This is a genomic window from Providencia burhodogranariea DSM 19968 (assembly GCF_000314855.2).
Taxonomy (GTDB): Bacteria; Pseudomonadota; Gammaproteobacteria; order Enterobacterales; family Enterobacteriaceae; genus Providencia; species Providencia burhodogranariea.
This window is the reverse complement of record NZ_KB233223.1, coordinates 178,998-198,812: the sequence shown is the minus strand read 5'-3', so window position 1 is coordinate 198,812 and position 19,815 is coordinate 178,998. Positions and strand designations below refer to the sequence as shown.

The 19,815-nt window shown below is 37.4% G+C and carries 13 protein-coding genes, 1 tRNA gene and 1 pseudogene; 10 read left to right on the top strand and 5 right to left on the bottom strand.

Going from position 1 to position 19,815, the window contains the following annotated elements; genetic code table 11:
- The first annotated feature begins 18 nt into the window (after positions 1-18).
- The 5 genes from OOA_RS11590 to OOA_RS11570 all read left to right on the top strand — a co-directional run bounded on the left by OOA_RS11590 (position 19) and on the right by OOA_RS11570 (position 5,321).
- On the top strand, positions 19-711 hold the full coding sequence (locus OOA_RS11590) for an RraA family protein (RefSeq protein ID WP_008912336.1): 693 nt from the start codon (positions 19-21) through the stop codon (positions 709-711).
- Between the two features lie 289 nt (positions 712-1,000).
- Positions 1,001-2,335, top strand: a complete 1,335-nt coding sequence (locus OOA_RS11585) for an MFS transporter (protein WP_008912335.1) — start codon at positions 1,001-1,003, stop codon at positions 2,333-2,335.
- A 52-nt stretch (positions 2,336-2,387) separates the two neighbouring features.
- The gene (locus OOA_RS11580; RefSeq protein ID WP_008912334.1) at positions 2,388-3,131 is read left to right on the top strand and encodes an IclR family transcriptional regulator; all 744 of its coding nucleotides are present in this window, start codon (positions 2,388-2,390) and stop codon (positions 3,129-3,131) included.
- Positions 3,132-3,763: 632 nt separating this feature from the next.
- Positions 3,764-4,210, top strand: a complete 447-nt coding sequence (locus OOA_RS11575; RefSeq protein WP_008912333.1) for a DUF3944 domain-containing protein — start codon at positions 3,764-3,766, stop codon at positions 4,208-4,210.
- 385 nt (positions 4,211-4,595) lie between these two features.
- On the top strand, positions 4,596-5,321 hold the full coding sequence (locus OOA_RS11570; RefSeq protein WP_008912332.1) for a hypothetical protein: 726 nt from the start codon (positions 4,596-4,598) through the stop codon (positions 5,319-5,321).
- A 112-nt stretch (positions 5,322-5,433) separates the two neighbouring features.
- On the opposite strand, the gene OOA_RS11565 is transcribed toward OOA_RS11570, so the two are convergent.
- On the bottom strand, positions 5,434-7,041 hold the full coding sequence (locus tag OOA_RS11565; RefSeq protein WP_008912331.1) for a DNA cytosine methyltransferase: 1,608 nt from the start codon (positions 7,039-7,041) through the stop codon (positions 5,434-5,436).
- Between the two features lie 275 nt (positions 7,042-7,316).
- Here OOA_RS11565 and OOA_RS11560 point away from each other — a divergent pair, with 275 nt between their 5' ends.
- Positions 7,317-8,789 carry an MvaI/BcnI family restriction endonuclease gene (locus OOA_RS11560; RefSeq protein ID WP_008912330.1) on the top strand — a complete coding sequence of 491 codons (1,473 nt, stop codon included), beginning with the start codon at positions 7,317-7,319 and terminating at the stop codon, positions 8,787-8,789.
- A 71-nt stretch (positions 8,790-8,860) separates the two neighbouring features.
- Positions 8,861-10,834, top strand: coding sequence for an ORC-CDC6 family AAA ATPase (locus OOA_RS11555; protein ID WP_008912329.1), 1,974 nt, complete (start codon positions 8,861-8,863; stop codon positions 10,832-10,834).
- 100 nt (positions 10,835-10,934) lie between these two features.
- Here OOA_RS11555 and OOA_RS11550 read toward each other — a convergent pair.
- Positions 10,935-12,184, bottom strand: a pseudogene (locus OOA_RS11550) (tyrosine-type recombinase/integrase).
- A 322-nt stretch (positions 12,185-12,506) separates the two neighbouring features.
- Positions 12,507-12,591 (bottom strand) — tRNA-Leu (locus OOA_RS11545).
- A gap of 424 nt (positions 12,592-13,015) precedes the next feature.
- Between OOA_RS11545 and ampH the strand changes: the two genes are divergently transcribed.
- A complete protein-coding gene (ampH, locus tag OOA_RS11540) occupies positions 13,016-14,251 on the top strand; it encodes a D-alanyl-D-alanine-carboxypeptidase/endopeptidase AmpH (RefSeq protein WP_008912325.1) in 1,236 nt (411 codons plus the stop codon).
- A 356-nt stretch (positions 14,252-14,607) separates the two neighbouring features.
- Positions 14,608-15,024, top strand: coding sequence for a hypothetical protein (locus OOA_RS11535; protein WP_008912324.1), 417 nt, complete (start codon positions 14,608-14,610; stop codon positions 15,022-15,024).
- Positions 15,025-15,107: 83 nt separating this feature from the next.
- Here the strand turns inward: OOA_RS11535 and lptG are convergent, their stop codons facing one another.
- Both lptG and lptF read right to left on the bottom strand, forming a co-directional pair.
- Positions 15,108-16,184 carry an LPS export ABC transporter permease LptG gene (lptG, locus tag OOA_RS11530; RefSeq protein WP_008912323.1) on the bottom strand — a complete coding sequence of 359 codons (1,077 nt, stop codon included), beginning with the start codon at positions 16,182-16,184 and terminating at the stop codon, positions 15,108-15,110.
- Positions 16,184-17,281 carry an LPS export ABC transporter permease LptF gene (lptF, locus tag OOA_RS11525; protein ID WP_008912322.1) on the bottom strand — a complete coding sequence of 366 codons (1,098 nt, stop codon included), beginning with the start codon at positions 17,279-17,281 and terminating at the stop codon, positions 16,184-16,186. Before lptF ends, lptG begins: the two co-directional genes overlap by 1 nt.
- Before the next feature lie 403 nt (positions 17,282-17,684).
- On the opposite strand from lptF, the gene pepA reads away from it, so the two are divergent.
- Complete coding sequence (pepA, locus tag OOA_RS11520; RefSeq protein ID WP_008912321.1) at positions 17,685-19,196, top strand: leucyl aminopeptidase; 1,512 nt, start codon at positions 17,685-17,687, stop codon at positions 19,194-19,196.
- The last annotated feature ends 619 nt before the right edge of the window (positions 19,197-19,815 follow it).

Sequence of the window (19,815 nt, the reverse complement as noted above, 5' to 3'; positions counted from 1 at the left end):
TTATTAAAAGGTAATAAAATGGATAAGTATTGGTCTGACGATAATGAATTATTTTCCTTAGCTAAAGAAAAATTATTTGTCGCTTTAGTTGGGGATATATTAGATACCATGGGATTACAGCACCAATTTTTGCATCAACAAATAAAACCAATTGATTCGAGGAGCGTTATTATTGGTAGAGCGATGCCAGTTTTAGAAGCTGACTTCTTCCATCATTCATTTGAAGGCAATAATCCGATTAGTGAAAAACAATTTGGTTTAATGTTTAACGCTTTGGATGATTTAAAATCTAATGAGGTTTATATCTGTGCAGGCGGTTCACTACGTTATGCTCAATGGGGTGGCCTTATGACAAAAAGAGCCATGCATTGTGGTGCAGCAGGTGCCGTCATTCATGGCTTCCACCGTGATACAAACGAAATTTTACACTCCGGTTTTCCTGTCGCATCCTTTGGTAGTTATGCGCAAGACCAAGGCCCAAGAGGTAAAGTTGTTGACTGGCGTGTCCCTATTGAATTAGATGGTATTAGAGTTAATCCAGGTGATGTTATCTATGGCGACCGTGATGGTGTGCTAATCATTCCGTCAAATGCTGTTGATGAAGCTTTTCATGGTGCGTTTGAAAAAGCCAAAGGTGAAAATATTGTCTCAGATGCATTAGATAAAGGCATGACGACAGTGGAAGCATTTGCTAAATATGGCATTATGTAATTATTAATTTATACCAAAAATAATTCGAGTTACATGTAGATAAAAGTTACGCTATTTTTATGAAAAATATCCAGTGAACATATTTCTATATTAATTCAAATTGAGGTAGGTACTGATCGAAGATAATTCGATGTATATAGCTTAAATATATCATTAGAATAATTGAATCAGTTAACAACCCTGAAAATTGAAGTATGACGAGTACATCACTCTGGAAATTGAATTTAAGCTAATACTCATGTAACTTGAAATATAATAGGTATAAATCTATTTAAAGAGAGGGAATACCATGTACCCTGAAACGAAAGATATTGAGCGCAGTACAATAAGAAAAATATCCATAAGACTGATTCCTCTCATGGTTATGCTATATGTAATCGCTTATATAGATAGACAAAATATAGGCTTTGCTAAATTACATATGGCTGATAGTTTAGGTTTAAGTGAAACGGCTTTTGGTCTGGGAGCATCACTGTTTTTTATTGGTTATTTATTATTTGAAGTACCCAGTAATATATTTCTTCATAAAGTTGGTGCACGTGTTTGGTTTGCCCGAATTATGTTTACTTGGGGATTAATTACCGTTCTAATGGCATTCACCACAAATACAACTGTATTTTATTTATTACGGTTTTTATTAGGTGCTGCAGAAGCCGGTCTTTATCCAGGATTGCTTTATTATATGACTAAATGGTTTCCATTGTCATACCGACCTAAAGTAGTTGGATATTTAATTATCGCCAGTTTAAGTGCCAATCTAATCGGCGCTCCTTTAAATGGAATGTTACTGAGTATCCACGGACATTTAGGATTTGAAGGATGGCAATGGATATTTATTGGTACAGGCTTACCTGCCCTTATCTTTATCATCCCCGTTTTACTGCTGCTACCTGATTCAAAAGAAAAAGCCAACTTTTTATCGCCTGAACAAAAAAATTGGTTAGATAACGCCTTATCTAAAGAACAAGCTCAATATCAGGATCAAGATGTTTCAGGTGTCTTAAATGCATTAAAAGATAAACGTGTTTTATTATTAGCGTTAGTTCTGGGTTTTATTTCATTCGGAGCTTATGGATTAAGCTATTGGATGCCAACAATCGTAAAAGGCTTTGGTGTTTCTGATATGACTAATGGATTTATTAATATGATCCCATGGTTAGTCACGATAGTATGGTTAATCTGGATGACACGCAAAGCAGAAAGAACGGCAGATCCTGTAAAAAATATCGCATTACCTATGTTTATTGCTGCGATCTTCCTTGCAGGTAGTGCACTGTTTATTTCTATTCCTTGGTTAAGCTTCTTATGTATTACCTTTGTGATCATGGCTATTTTCTCTATTCAGCCTTGTTTTTGGACTTTAACTCGTTTTTTAGGCAACACTGCCGCCGCCGCAGGTTTAGCAGCAATTAACTCATTAGCTAATCTAGGCGGATTTTTTGCACAAAATACCGTTCCGGCAATCAGAGATTTAACGGGTAGCACCAGTGCTCCAATGTATTACCTAGGTGGCTGTATGCTAATTGGCGGATTCGTAACCTTATTAGTTATAAAATATTTGCATAAATATGAATCAATCGGTTATTCTCCTGAACTAAAGAAGCCATGCTCTAGTACAGATTAAGTTCTCGTAACTCATTCATAATTTAATAAATAAAAATTCAAATGGGGGCACCATGACAGACAATTTAGATCGTTATCGTGCCCCTGCATTAACTCGAGGACTTGTTATACTTGAGTACCTTGGACGATGTAATACCCCCAAAACCATGAAGCAACTGTGTGATGAATTAGAGTTATCTTTTAATAAATTATTTAGAATCGTTTATATATTAGAATTGGAAGGTTATATTTATCAAGATAGCGAGCGACATTATCGGCTTACTGATAAACTTAATTTCTCTCACTCTGTTGAAGTCATGAGTTCTTTTGGCGCTTCAGATACTTGTCAGCAATTAATGAAAGAGTTCACGTGGCAAACTAATCAATCATGTCATTTAGCGACATTACAACAGGGACAAGTGCGAGTTATTGCTCACCAGCAACCGGAATTTGGCCCTTCAATCAGTGCTCGAGATGGATCATTACTGAATACAATAAAATCCAGCTCTGCATTATTACTTTTAGCCATGTCAGATGATCAAGATAGTTGGTCACTGATACGTAATTATACGTTAGATTTGCCATTACGCTCCCAATTATGTGAGGAGCTAATAAAAATTAAAAACAATGGTTATGCTGAGGCTTCACACGACAGGATCATTGGCTTAAATTCGATTTCATATCCAGTCTATTATTTAGGAAAATCAGTCAAACTGGTTATTACATGCCCCCGCTTTGCACAAATCCCCGGTGATGAAAATGAGCTTAAAGCTTTGCTTCAACAACTTGCTGAAAACCTTTCTGCTGCATTGAAATGAAGACGTTATACGCACTCGAGATATATGTCATTATCGAACATCTCGTGACTTACCCAGTAAAAGCTCAATTCTTATAATAACCTAACCATTGAATTAATGATTAAAAAAACTCCAACAATTTTATTGTCGGAGATTCTGATAGTTAAATTAACTATTTGACGTATTAGAATTAACAATAAAGCCCATCTTGTGTTTTATATCTGATAAAATTCAAATCAGTTCAATCATTAAAAGTGGCATATAATTCCGTTATTTCCACTATTTTTTTACTATAATCTTTTGCTATAAATACGTTAATAGTGCCTTAATTAGCACTATTAAACATATTATTAAATATCAATGATAAAAATAGGTTGTCCACTCCCCTTTTATAGCTGTCTTATTTTAAGGGAAGTGGACAACCTGTAACAATAAAAATTAAATTTAACTTAACTTAACTTATTGATTATTAATAAAAAAATAAAACAGATCGTTGAAACCGATCAGTTTCAATTTATTGATCTGTTAAATCTATTTGAACCGATTATTTTTGTTGTGCAGATTGAGGTTAGACTAACTTTATCTATAATAAAGGTTGAATACTCTAATCCTATTTGTTGGGACAACTGACACGAAAATAGAAGAGAAAATACATGGCCTATCGCCACGATGACGATTTACAGTTCTTAGCACACTGTACCGATGAAGAGTTAGGCGACCTTATTTATTACCTGACTCATGATAAAGGCGGGGAAACACGTTGGACGGAAGAGTTGACAGGGACATCAGCTTATAAAACACATTACCCAAGACACAGCCAGTATTGGCAAGAGATAGCGGCAGAAGTTCAGTGCTTTGGCAGGAATACTATTGCGACAGTTTTTCGTGGGGGTAAACTCAATATTCAAGATGTACAGGTGAACAGAGGCCAATGTTTAGGCAGTTCTGGTAATCCGAAACGGCCTTATCCGCTGCCATTTGGGAAAACACAGACATATCGTTATATGATTTATAATGGGGTCAATAGAGCAAATTATGTGTGTTATATTATTGAGATTATCGTGAAAACTGACCAAGGGGATTGGACATTTAACCCTTAATGCCATTATTGTAACGTGATTAACTATCGTCATAATATCTTATTTAGGCTATAAATAATCTAATCTTTTTAGACTAAAAATCGCTCAATCGCTATCGATACTTTCCGTTGTGTCGATAGCATCCTTAAAATTTGATAATTATCAGTATGTTAATATTTAATGTATTACATTTAATTGTGATTTTTTAGCCAGTTTCTACACATCAAGCTATCAAACCAAGTAATCAATTGGTAAATTTAAATTATTCAATCTTTTTATCATTGTCATTTACTATCAGGACTAAATATTTCATAAACTATGGTCTTTAATCGTAAGGTATAATTATTTCCCAAAATTTGCCACAATCCTACGGCTATGTTCTCAGTTCATTTTCCAAAGGTTTCCTATGCTGAAATTATTATTACCATTTTTCATTTATATTATTACTCTATACCTCATAGGTGAACGTATTCGAAGAAACCCTAAAATTGATGCATTCATTGCTACAATAGAAAAAAACTATTCAAAAATTAATGAATTACTTGAAAATACAACTGTAAAAGAAGGGCTGTTTTTTTTACGTAAAATCTACGGTTGGTTAAGCTTGCTATCATTTACTATTATACTTCTGTTACTTAAACTTAGATTTCTACCCGATGAATCAATTCTATATACTTATCCATTATTTTTGATTTTTTTTATAAGCTGGTTTTCTATTAAATGGGTAACTGAGCATAAAAAAACAGTTTTTGAAAATTTAACAATGGAAGTAATGATTATTATTGCACCATTAGCTGTGGGTTTTTTAGATATTATAGCTGGTACTGATATTGTAAAAATATTAGCAGAGCCCATATTCGATATACTCACTAAATTTCAGTTACCTATCCAACCTGACCTTTCTCCAATAATAATAGGAGCTGTAGTTTCTTGCTTCATTTTTATAGTTTTTGCATTTTATTACTTTTTATCATGGATAGTAATTGCACCTTTTTTCTTATTATCAATGATATTAGTAATTACTCCAATAAAATTTGCTAGATTCTTAGCTAAATTAAACCCTAATGATACCTTTTTTTGGTTTGCTCTTGTATTATTAACCATCCTAACGTTTTTCCATTTATATCTCTAAAAATCACAAAAAAGTCCCTTAAGTATTATATAAATAATTCAACATTAAGGGACTGCTAAAATAGTCGTAAAAATTAAATTATTTCTCTATACACCTAGCCAGAGTGTCACCATCAGTCTTTAGTTAGCTGAATAAGCAGCTCAGTAACCACTTTACCAATAGCCAAACCTAGTAACGGTGGTACAGCATTTCCCACCTGAGTATATTGAGGAACTTCAAATTTACGCATTTGCCCACCAGTAGTCACTTTTGAGCGAAATACAAAGTTATCAGGAAACGATTGAATTCTTGCCATTTCTCTAACCGTGAGAACTCTCAATTCATTTTTATCATAATGACATGCATCATCAGGTATTGATAATGCCGCAGGCGCGGGTTGATTGGGATCTAATGCTTTTTGTGAGTGCTTCTTAGTTGGGTGATTTCGTAAATATTCAATAAAACTGTCTTTTGAATCGAAACATTCAATTTTGTTGTTATCTTTTAAAAACTCATAGCCTTTTACTTGTTCCCAGACAGCATCTGATAGTGAGCAAGAATTACCTTTCAATATATCGAATATTTCTTTCTTTACCATTGTACTTTGGCTTTGTTGTACAACTTGGTATAAGCGAAATCTACGCTGAACATGATAACCATTACTTCTATGATCGTGGTTACTTAACTTCTCATGCTCTAATAATACGGTTGAGAATGTTTCATTCAAGCTTTCAACAAATTCCGATGGTTTTGTAGGAGATGTTTGCTTTAAATCATCTAAAGCTTCTTTAACTGATACAAGAGCATGACCAACAAGATGGCGTAAAAATGAATCTTCAAACAATGAAATATTCTTCACTGGATCATAACATTCAAGTGTTCCCATGATCGCTTTATCAGGGTTATTTTGAACAAGTTTGTAGAATTTCTCTGATGAAGAAAGCAGTTGATAATCAACACTCTCACTACCAAACGAACTTTTGATATCTTCAAATATATCAGAGCGTATTGCTATCATTATAAAGCGGGGTCTGTTCTGTGGGACGCCTGCAAACCTAGCATTCACATGTAAGCATAGTGGAATATATTTTTTTTCAGCAAACGCTTTTGCAACCTCAAACCAAGCATAAAATGGCTTTCCATTGCTGTCTTTGAATGCTCTTAAAATCCCAGTTACATTCTCTAGAACAGCGATTTTAGGTTGCACATACTCAACAAACTTAGCAAACTCCCAAGGAAGCATATTTTTGTCGCTATCTTTTTCCCGTAATCCAGCCATACTAAAACCTTGGCATGGAGGGCCTCCAGAAACAAGATCAACACCACCACTTGAAAAACCTGATATTAACGCTTGGCGTAATTCTTCCTTACTTTCAATAAGCTTGTTTAACTCAATAATGTTTCCTATTAATAAATTACCTTTCAGGCTTTTAATATTTTTAGGAATATCAGAAACACTGCTTTTATCTGCACAGTCAGGGTATTCAAAAGGATTTTCTCTCAGTCGAGGTAATAACTTCTCATGCTTGCTACTGATCCAAAATGAATGTTTAGGCTTTTTATCTTTTTTAGCAAGATCTTGGTAATCTTCATTAAAAAAGTTATATGAAAATGTTTCTGCCGCCATAGGCGATAGCTCATTAGCCAATAATAATTCAAATCCTGCTTTTTCAAGACCTAGAGAAAGCCCCCCACACCCAGAGAAAAGCTCTATATGATTGAATTTATTTTCTTTTTTCATAGCCTATATAAATATACAGTATTGATGATAATTGACAGATTCTAAAGGAATTATTTAGAAATGTCCAGGCCTAAATTTCAATTTCATTGACATAGTTTCTCTGAAATTATAGAGTCCATTTACGGCTTAGAGAGAAGCCTTCAGCCCAAGCAAGCAAAGACTTTCGAGTCCTCTCTGTAATTTTTAAGTTTCAATATCTATGCATCACTTATTTATGGGCAGTAAGAAATGGTGCATGTATTTGTTTCTGAAACTAAATTACAGAGAGGCTATACATGTCACAACCCCCACGAATTACTGCATCACAATTCGAAAAGCTTAAAAAACAAGCAAAAGAAATCAAGAAAGAAAAAAATATACCTCATACTGAAGCACTTGAAACTGTTGCTAGGCTTAATTGCTTTGGTAATTGGAAAGCTGTAGTTAAAGCCCGTGATAATGATGCTAGCATCAAAACACCTACACCTAATGTATCTCAGGCTTTTGTTGATGACTCCGATGTCGTTTTAGATGATAGTGACCAACAATTACTTCTGCAGGAACGGACTGAAGATATTGACGAAACAACAAAATTGCGAGTCAACAATAATAAAAAAGTCCTGACACAATTAGCTATCGAGTTCTCTATCTTTGAACCAACAAAAACTGGGCTAAAAAAAAGCATATTAGATGCAACCCAAGTCGTAAGAACTCACTTTGAGATAACAAATTTTCATCACTATGACTTGCAAGGCCAAGGGGCAAGCGAATACGGTATAAAGAAAACCGCCTTTTTACTCACATCTGAAAAACAGATACCAACCACTGTTAGCTTATATCGCCCTAAAACGAAAAAAGGTGATCCAAGAATGTGGTTCTCCGGTCTTCCAAATTTCACATACGCCGGAGCGCAAATCGCTATCATTATTCATAATGACAGCGCTTATTTAATAGATTTAAGTTCAGTAAACCTGACCTTAGAACTAGAATCCACAACAAGTCAGCTAAGAAAGTTTGTTGATGACTACTTAAGCGAGAATAATGCTATTGCTAATGAGTTACTCAATAAACTAAAAGAATTAGCAAAAACACCAATAAAAGCGACACATGTTGGTGATACCGCAGTAGGTATGTCTATTGAAGATGCATTAGGTATTCAAGCAAACTCAAGTAAGTTACCAGATTATAAAGGTATTGAACTAAAGTCTGGTCGTAATGCCGAGAAAAATAGAACAACAATTTTCGCTCAAGTTGCTGAATGGGAAATAAGCCCCTATAAGAAAAGTGCTGAGATTTTGGATAAATTTGGTTACTTCAGAGAGGATGATTTTAAACTCTATTGTACCATTAGTACGCGAAAACCTAACAGCCAAGGATTAATATTTAAGGTTGAAGAGGATATTTTACAGGAGTGGTGTGCTGAACATGAAGATGATAAGAATATATTTAAAGAGCACGTAGCAAGTTGGAGTGGGAAACTACTTCGCAAGCGATTGAAAGAAAAGCATTCTGAAACATTTTGGATTGAAGCTAAAAGTCAATTTATTGATGGTATTGAATACTTTCAGCTAATATCTGTTACTCATACAAAAGCCCCTCTCTTGAACCAATTAATGCCTTTGCTTGAAAACGGAACCATTACTATGGACCATTTAATTAAACGCTCAGCAAAAAATGGTAGAGTATCGGAAAAAGGGCCATTGTTTAAAATCAACTCAAGAGATTTAGGTTTAATTTTCCCTGAACCTGTTAAGCATAGTTTATTATAGAAGTAAGATATTTACTTTATATCATTATTAATAGCTTCATAATTATAATTGAGTGAGGATAAAAAGTAGAAATGAGAAATATCAACGCGATTATGATGAGATTAGCTAAACGAGCTGAAAAACTACAACCAGAGCATTTGATCAAATCATTTGTTGATGTTGGCCCCACATATACATTGCTTTCGAGCACAGATAATCAAGTAATGTTTGGTCGCAGGGGAACTGGAAAAACTCACTTTTTAGCAGTTCTTTATAGAGATAAGTTAGATGATGGTATTATAAGCACCATGATTGATATGAGGCTAATAGGCTCAACTGGCGGTATTTTCTCAGATCAAAACATCCCTTTAAGTGAGAGGGCTACGCGACTTTTATCTGATACGCTCTGTATTATACATGAAGATATTTTAGACTATATTTTTGAACATGACGTAAATAAGTCAGAAAAAATAGCTGAATTACTTAATCAATTTTTAGAGCAAGCAACAGCACTTAGTATTGATGGAGTATCAGAAGAGGAAACTATATCATCAACTAATACTTCCAATGACTTTTGTATAGCGCCCTCATTCTCGAATAAAGGTATATCTGCCGATCTTAAGTTTTCAAATAAAAATGAATCTGGGTGCTCAGAAAAAATCAAATCAACAGGGAAAAAAACTGTAAGGATTCACTTTAGCACCATAACTAAAATACTTAACCAAATAGTATCCTTATTACCTAAAAAAGAGCTTTGGGTATTAATAGATGAATGGTCAGAGGTTCCATTAGACTTACAACCATATTTAGCTGAACTATTAAGAAGAGTTTTATATCCAATTTCTGGAGTTACCGTAAAAATTGCAGCGATTGCCCATAGATGTAAGTTTATGGAATATAGTAATCATACTGGAATTAGTATAGGAATTGAACTAGGTTCAGATGCTTCATCTATAATAAATCTTGATGAATATATGGTGTTTGATAATGACCAAGACGCAGCTAAAAATTTCTTTAAGACTTTACTACATAGGCATGCTCGCGCTATCGATAAAAATTCAATCTGTGATCAAGATGCCAACTTATTTATAAGCGATATTTTTACACAAAGTTCTGCGTTTGATGAATATGTTCGTGCTGTTGAAGGAGTTCCTCGCGATGCAATAAATATAATATCTATTGCAGCACAGGGAGCAATGACAAATAAAATATCTATATCACATATACGTAAATCTGCCCAAAAGTGGTTTCAAGTTAATAAACACGCAGCGATTAATAGTAGACCTGAAGCTGTGCAGTTACTAGATTTAATTATTAATCAAGTAATTGGGCGTAGAAAATCACGAGGGTTTCTAATTAGTAACGAGAAAAACTATCCGCTAATTGATTATCTATACGATATGAGAATCATTCATGTTCTCAAACAAAGTGTTTCAGCACAAAATGCTATCGGTAAGAAATATACCCTCTATACGCTTGATTATGGCTGTTATGTGGAATTAATATCTTCTAAGAATGCTCCTCTAGGACTAATCATTGAATCAAATGATGACAATGAGCTTCAATATATTGAAGTACCAAAATCAGATTACAGATCAGTAAATAATTCGATTTTAGATTTAGATCATAATCAATTATCACTAGGGTTAGTAACCTCTATTGAGGAGCTACAACTTCCTATTAATAATAATGAAAAAAAATATGCAGAAAAAAATATAGATAAAAATTTAATAAACTCTATACCACACAATATAGGAGTTATGAAAATAACTGGAACTATATATATTCCAATTATTTTAGTTTCGTTAGTTTTAAGAAAAGCGAAAGGTTTTGAAAAAAGTCAAGCATCAGAGCTTACCAAAACTATAAATGAATATATATCTACCGATATAAATAGGCCAAGAATTGCCACTAATAATATGTCTAGAGAACTAAGAAGAGACAATATTTTAGAGTTAGAATGGCTCCAGTTTCACGAGAATGGGAGAAAGCCACTATTTTCTTTGAAGGATAATTGGAAAAAATATTGGAATTCCTATTTTGGGAAACCAGCTCCCGAATTCTAAATAAAAATACCATTCATCAGGTATATACCTGATGAATGGTATATATCCATGATTATCTATACAATTTTTAAATATGTATTCTTATAGAAGATTTTCTTTTTCATCGACCAAACCCAAACGCCCCCACATGCCTCTCCCTATTTGCATCCAGATAATCTGCCCACCACTGCACCATCAGCCGTCTTTCTTCAATATGTTCTGCCTTATGGATATAAGCAGCCCTTACTGAGTTACGTTCTTGGTGGCTCATTTGCCTTTCTACTGCATCCTTCGACCATAGTCCTGATTCAATCAACGAGCTACATGCCATCGTTCTGAAACCATGCCCACAGACTTCTGTCTTAGTGTCATAGCCCATCACTCGTAATGCGTTGTTAACCGTGTTTTCACTCATTGGTTTTCTAGGATTATGATCACCGATAAAGATCAGTTCGTGGTTGCCGCTGAATTGATAAATCTGTTTTAAGATCTCAATGGCTTGTCTACTTAAAGGTACTAAATGAGGAGTACGCATTTTTGAGCCGCGATGTGAGTGCTTAACCCCTTCTATCGCTTCACGTTCAGCGGGGATCGTCCACATGGCATTTTCAAAATCGATTTCTTCCCAACGAGCAAAACGCAGTTCACTAGAACGTATAAAAACTAACAAGGTAAGTTTGACTGCAAGTTTAGTTAAAGGTCTTCCCTTATAATCATCGATGCGTTGTAAGAACTCAGGTAGACGTTTAAGCTCTAATGCGGCTCTGTGAACTCGATTGTGGCGATTGCACCAACCATATCTTGCGCTGGGTTATAATCGATTAAACCGCTTTGTACTGCATAGCGCATTATACCTGTCACACGTTGCTGTAAACGTGCCGCCACCTCAAGACGTCCAGACATCTCTACGGCTTTAATGGGTTCGAGTAGATCACGAGTTTTTAGTTCAGCAATATTACGTTTACCAATAGCAGTAAAGATATTGTCTTCAAGACTTTTTAATACTCGATGGCTATGGCCTTCTGACCACTTTTTATTGGTCGCGTGCCAATCGCGAGCTACCTTCTCAAAAGTATTAAATTCCTTTTGTTGTTCTTCCTTTAATTCTTTCTTGAGTTCACGAGGATCGATACCTAAAGCAACTTGCTTTCTGGCAGCATCCCTTCGTTCTCTCGCATCCGCTAATGAAATCTCAGGGTATACGCCAAAGGCCATTAAATGTTGTTTGCCGCCAAAGCGAAAACGGAAACGGAAACGCCAATATTTGGATCCATTGGGGTGAATATAAAGAAACAAGCCATCACTGTCTGTCAGTGTATAAGCTTTCTCGTCAGGTTTAGCTGCACGAACTTTCGTATCGGTTAATGCCATATTCTTTATCCTCTCACCTCAGAGCAAATACATACTCTAAATAATTCGGATTACATGTAGGCGGCAAGTGAAGATAGCCGAGGAGCATAGATAACTATGTGACTCGGATAGCTGAGCGAAGCCAACACCCATGTAATTCGAAGTATGATGAGTATACAAATATTATCGAAGCGACGTATATACTCAGATGTATACTCACAAGGAGGTTGATGTGGGTTGAGTTAGGTTGACATGCATTGACTGAAAACGCGGCGGAAAGCCTTGCAAACACTGGATTTTAGATACAAAAAAAGACGTCGGTTGACGTCTCTTGATGTTCTTATGGTGCCGAAGGCCGGACTCGAACCGGCACACCCGAAGGCGGTTGATTTTGAATCAACTGCGTCTACCAATTCCGCCACTCCGGCACGAAGTGATGTGTTTCTTGGAAAACGTGGCTATTATACTTGCCCTGACTAGACTAGCAAGATTTATCTTGAAAATTCAGTTTGTTCGCTTAAAAAAAAAGCATGTTGAGTAAATTTAATTTCTATTTGTACATTAACCCTTTTTGTTTATTTATTCGCTTAACATTATGTTAATTTAATCAAAAATTTGATTTAATCAATTCCTCTTTCAAGGCCGCTAGCGACATGCCCTAAATTTTGCTAGCGTATACGCAATCTTGCTGAAATATCAAAGGTACTAATAACATGGGCTTTTTGAGTTGGATCGCGATAGGACTCGTCGTTGGCATCTTAATCGGTGTCTTGATGAAGGTCTTTTCTAAGAAAAAATAACCTTGGTCTGTTAGATCATTTGCAAAATCATCATATCGGCTGGCTCCTAAACATGAAGAAATCATTTCTAAAAATTCTGTCAGTGTCTGCGCTGTCCTTCGCATTAGCAGCCTGTTCAACAACAACAGAAAAACAACCTAAATTTCTACAGAGCAATGATAGTGAATATAGTACCGAATCGAGTGACTGGAGAGTGTTCGAAGGTGATCGCAGAACCTATGAGCGTGTTGCTAAGATTGTTGATCTGTATGCAAATCGTATATTTAACGAAAGTGATGCTCGCGGTATGGCAATTATCATTATCGATAACAATCAAACAATGTCGCGCTATTATGGTGAAACTGCACCCGGTAATGGTAAAAAACCAGGCCCTAACTCGCTGATCCGTATTGCCTCTGTCACTAAATTAATGACCAGCGAAATCTTAATTAAACTTGAGCAAGATAAAAAATTGCTTATTACCGATCCGCTACAACAATATAGTTACCAAGGTGTCACTGTACCGGATAACAATAGCGGGCAACCGATCCGATTATATCAACTTGCCAGCCACACAAGTGGATTACCAAGAGAACAGCCAGGAGGCAAATGGGGGCGACCTGTCTTTATATGGCCAACACAAGATAACCGCTGGAATTGGCTTAGAACGGGTAAGCTCGACTCAACACCGGGCACCCAAGCTTCTTACTCAAATCTTGCTTATGACCTTCTTGCCGATGCAATGGTTAAAGCGTCAGGGCTCTCCTATCCACAGTTATTCAGTCGTTATGTTACATCCCCAGCTAAAATGACCGAGACGACTTATACTCCAAACGCTTCGCAATGCGCAAGGTTGATGGAAGGCACAAAACCTAGCCCATGCCATAACACATTAGCAGCAGCTGGCAGTGGTGGGGTCTATTCAACCCCAGCGGATATGCAAAAATGGATGCAGGAATTTTTATCAACAGATAAGAATTTACGAAAAGCAACTGCTGCGCGCGAGCAAGGTGTTTACTTCCCAAGAGGGAAATTACTCGATGTCAAAGGCATGGATGTTGCGGGATATGCCGATGGTTTAGGGCTTGGCTGGGTTTATATGAAACCGCGTAATGGTACCCCGGGCATTTATCAAAAAACTGGCGGCGGTGGTGGCTTTAATACTTATATGGCGATGATCCCACAACAAAATATTGGTGTTTTTGTGGTGATGACACGCAAGGATAGCAGTAAGTTTAGCAAGCTGACCATCGGGGTTAACGAGCTAGTTGCTGCTTTATCTGCTAACCATGCGTATGGGAAACATTGAAAGCGTACCGCCGACGCTGCTGATGCACTGGCGAGTTATATCCCAACCCTAAAACGTGGTTTTATCCGACTTCTTACGTTCAAATTAACAACTGCCTGAAATATCAGGCAGTTGTTATCAACTAAAAATCAATCAATTGAACAATTATACATTTGAAGTAAGTTCTCTGATTCTTAGTTGCCAAAAAGCTCTCTACGCTAGCCTTACCTTTAAATAATCTAAAAAGTATAACATGGCTTTTTTAAATAATTGTCGATGACCAATATAGATAATTTATAGGTGTTTTTAGGATATTTTTATCTTCAAATTACAATTATATTGTTAGCTCGCTAACGATATACACTCAAGGATGAAAAATGACATTAGGTCAGATTAATAAGATTAATACTGTATGGCATACGGTGAAAGCGCATGGTGCACCGTTTATTGTACAGACCCCTAATCAAAAGTTACTTACAGGTAAAGCGGGAGCCACTGTTTTTGCAAATAACATCAAGCAAGTTTACTCTGTGAATTTTATGAGTTGTTATAGTGCGAATGGTGGACATTTTTCGAATGCACAAATGTTATCCAATGCTCTTAATGTTCCAGTAAAAGGCTATTATGGCAAAGTGAATATGGTCAGTTCTCAGATAAGCGGACATAACAAAGTCTTTAAGCCACAAAGTAATTTAAAATCAAAAGTATGTGGTGTTGGAAATACTCTTTTAGGTAGCATTGTGAAACCGCCAGTAAAAGCGTTACTGTTCTTTAAAAAACACCTTCACATATAAACACTCTCCCGTGATAAAAAAGCCGTTATCCTAATGATTAATAACGGCTTTTAAAACAGATATTTTAATGGAGAATTTAGGTATTACTTTCGTTTCACCAATAGCACAATACTCACGCCAAGGAATAATAAACTGGGCAAAAGCGCAGCGATAATTGGGGGCACAGAATAGACGAGACTCCAGTTACCAAACCCTTGGTTAAGCACATAAAATAAAAAACCACCTACGATCCCTGAAACTATACGCACACCCATAGGCACGGTTCGCAATGGACCAAAAATAAATGAAACAGCCATCAACACCATGACTGCCGCTGACAGAGGCGCAAATATTTTTTGCCACATACTCAATTGATAAACGGCGGCAACCTGCCCACTCTCTTTTAAGTAACTGATATATTGATAGAGTTTTTGAATAGAAAGTGAATCAGCATTGAGTGAAACTATCCCTAACTTTTCAGGGGTGAGATTCGTTTTCCAATTGACCGTTAAACGTTGAGATCCAGTGATTTTTTTCTCACTACTCATAATGGATTCATCAACTTGGGATAACACCCACTGATCATTATCTTTATCATAGCTGCCACTTGACGCAAACATCACAGATTCTAATTTATGTTTATCATCAAAACGATAAATAGAAATTTCTTGAATCGATGTTGTATCAGCAATGCGTTGAATATGAATGAAATTGCGCCCATCTTTCGCCCACATGCCTTCATCTGTGGCCACCAATGAGTTACCAATAATTTTCTCAGCACGGTAGTTTCTAGCCCATTGGTCACCAGCAGGCGCGACCCACTCACCAATAAGCATAGTTATAATCACTAGTGGAATAGCTGTTTTCATCACAGAAAGCGCGATCTGTAAGCGAGTAAAACCTGATGCTTGCATAACCACGAGTTCACTGCGTGAAGCCAATGCTCCCAAGCCAAGTAATGCGCCAAGTAGTGCCGCCATTGGAAAGAAAATATCAATATCTTTCGGGATTGTTAGCAGAGTAAACACCCCTGCTCCAAGCGCCGTATACTCACCATCACCGACTTTTCGTAGTTGCTCGACAAACTTGATGATCCCTGAGAGCGAAACCAACATAAATAAAGTCATTAGAATAGAGTTGAGGATAGTACGTCCGATATACCTGTCTAAAACACCAAACATCAGGCTACCCCTCTATGAAATTTGACGCGTAAACGGCGCATTGGCACGGTATTCCAAATATTGAGAATAATCGCTAATGCCAAATACCCTAAATTGACCGCCCACATTGCATACTTAGGGTCAACATCACCTTTCCCGGCACTGCTACGCAATGTACTTTGGAGTAGGAAGAAAATAAGGTACAGCAACATTGCTGGAAGCATACTCAATACCCTACCTTGACGCGGATTCACTTCACTTAATGGCACAACCATCAAGGCCATAACAACCACAGAGAATACAATCGTCAAACGCCAATGAAATTCCGCATTAGAATCAGGATCATTGGCCTGCCATAGTTCGAGCATATTTTTCTGCTCGACTTTATCTTTACGTGTATCGCTGGTTTTATGGTCAACGACTGCCTGATAATTTTTAAAATCGGTAATGCGGAAATCACGCAATAATGCGGTTCCTTCATAACGAGTACCCTCATCAAGCACCACAACTTGGCGACCATCTGCATCTTCTTTCAAATAACCGCTATCAGCGACAACTACCGAGGGGCGCTGTTCATTTGCTGGGCGGAGTTGAGCAAGGAAGATATTTTTAAAATCGTTACCTTTTACATCACCAATATAGAGAACAATATTGCGATCTTTTGTGGTTTTAAATTGACCTTCCACCATCGCAGCAAGCCCGGGATTTGCTTTTGCATCCGCCAGCACTTGCTCTTGATACTGAGACGACCATGGAAGCATCCACGTAATGTTGCCTATCGCGACAAGGGCGGTCAGTGTCGCTAATACTAAAGCAGCTTTCACGAGAACACTTTTCCCTAAACCGCAGGCATGCATCACCGTAATTTCACTTTCGGTGTAAAGTTTACTGTATGTCATCAATAGCCCAAGAAATAGGCTCAACGGTAGGATCAATTGCGCCATTTCAGGCACACCCAGTCCCAACAGAGGTAACACTAAGTTTGAAGGAATATTTCCCTGTACCGCAGCCCCTAGGATATCGATGGACTTTTGGCTGAAAAAAATCAACATTAGCACAAATAGGATGGCTAACTGACTTTTCAGGGTCTCCCGTACCAAATATCTAATAATAATCACGCTTATACGCCTGTGAAAACTTGTCTTTTGGGTGGAAAATGGCTAAGTTCGTTCAATATCTACCATTTGTTAACATATACTCTGGCTCATTGTATGACTAGAATGATATAAAAGCATTCTCTATACTCGTCATACTTCAAGTTGTAGGTGTATTGACTTCGTTCAGCTACTCAAGTCACATAGTTTTCTATGTTCCCTGATTTAGCTTCACTTGTCGCCTAATATGCAACTTGAATTATTTTGGATATAAACTGATTACCCAATCAGAACATGCTTAATATTATTGAAAAACCAGATATCCGCTCAGTTTAACATAAAGAGTTCATTCTCTATGAGGTAGATTATGCGGTACGCTAATTTTAGCGGGAGCATGGGCCTTTGTCTTTAAGATTCAGGAGAACGCATGGAGTTTAGTGTAAAAAGTGGTAGCCCGGAAAAACAACGCAGTGCATGTATTGTTGTCGGAGTCTTTGAACCACGCCGTCTGTCCCCTATAGCTGAACAGCTGGACAAAATAAGTGACGGATATATCAGCGCCCTGCTGCGCCGAGGGGAACTTGAAGGTAAAGTAGGTCAATCTCTACTACTCCATCATGTACCAAATGTCCTGTCTGAACGTATTCTACTCATTGGTTGTGGTAAAGAGCGTGAGCTGGATGAACGTCAATTTAAACAGATCATTCAGAAAACCATCAGTACCTTGAATGAAACAGGTTCAATGGAAGCGGTTTGTTTCTTGACTGAATTACATGTCAAAGGCCGTAATAATTATTGGAAAGTACGTCAAGCAGTAGAAACGGCAAAAGAGTCGCTCTACGTGTTTGATCAGCTGAAAAGTAATAAAACTGAGCATCGCCGTCCACTACGCAAGTTGGTCTTCAATGTACCAACTCGCCGTGAACTGACTAGTGGTGAGCGCGCAATTTCTCACGGATTAGCTATCGCATCTGGAGTTAAAGCAGCGAAAGACCTCAGTAATATGCCTCCAAATATCTGCAATGCAGCTTATTTGGCTTCACAAGCTCGTCAACTCGCTGATATTTCTGATAGCAAGCTTGTCACGCGTGTTATTGGCGAACAACAAATGAAAGAGCTGGGCATGAATGCCTATCTTGCCGTTGGACAAGGCTCACAAAACGAGTCTTTAATGTCGATTATGGAGTACAAAGGTAACCCTGATTCTGAGGCTAAGCCTATCGTACTGCTAGGTAAAGGTCTGACATTTGACTCCGGCGGTATTTCGATCAAGCCTGCCGATGGCATGGATGAAATGAAATATGACATGTGTGGTGCTGCGACTGTTTATGGAGTGATGCGTGTTATCACTGAACTACAGCTACCAGTCAACGTAGTCGGTATTCTTGCGGGTTGTGAAAACATGCCGGGTGGTCGCGCTTATCGTCCGGGTGATATTCTCACCACAATGTCAGGTCAAACAGTTGAAGTCCTCAACACAGATGCCGAAGGTCGTTTAGTACTAGCTGATGCTCTGACCTATATCGAGCGTTTTGAGCCTGAATTGGTTGTTGATATCGCAACACTCACTGGCGCATGTGTTATCGCATTAGGTAGCCACTATACTGGCTTGATGTCTAATCATAATCCTCTTGCTCACGAACTGCTTAATGCATCAGAACAAGCAGGCGATCGTGCATGGCGCTTACCGCTAACTGATGAGTATTACGATCAGATCAACTCTAACTTTGCTGATTTAGCGAACACCGGTGGGCGTCCGGGTGGTGCCATCACCGCAGGTTGCTTCCTTGCTCGCTTCGCGACCAAATATCATTGGGCTCACTTAGATATCGCAGGTACTGCATGGCGTTCAGGTAAAGCTAAAGGTGCAACGGGCCGTCCTGTTTCAATGCTGTCACAGTTCTTATTGAACCGTGCGGGCCTTAATGGTGACGATTAGTCTGCGCTAATTTCTACTTACCTAGAAAGGTAGAAATTAAATCGATCCCGGATCACGGATATACCTGATCCGGGATATTGTTTTTATACATAAACGAAATAATTTGGGTTGTAGTTAGACTACAAGCGAAGCTATTTTGATGCTTGCGCGAAAAAGTATATAATTCAGCAAACTTTGTGTAAGAAATTCCCGATAATTTAAAATTAGGGTTATTTATTAGATAATGACATAGCCAAAATCACTCTAATTCATTGAAATACCGAATGAAATAACCTAGTTGTTGACCCTAAATAATTCGAGGTGCAGCTAGGCGACAAGGGAATGAGGCGCTAGGAGCATACATAAATGTGACTAGGGTAGCTGAGAGAAGACAACACCCCTACAATTTGAAGTATCACGGGTAGCACCTAAAACACTAAATTGTCATTTGGGTATGACTATCTTATTGTTGACCCTAAATAATTCGAGGTGCAGCTAGGCGACAAGGGAATGAGGCGCTAGGAGCATACATAAATGTGGCTAGGGTAGCTGAGAGAAGACAACACCCCTACAATTTGAAGTATCACGGGTAGTACCTAAAACACTAAATTGTCATTTGGGTATGACTATCTTATTGTTG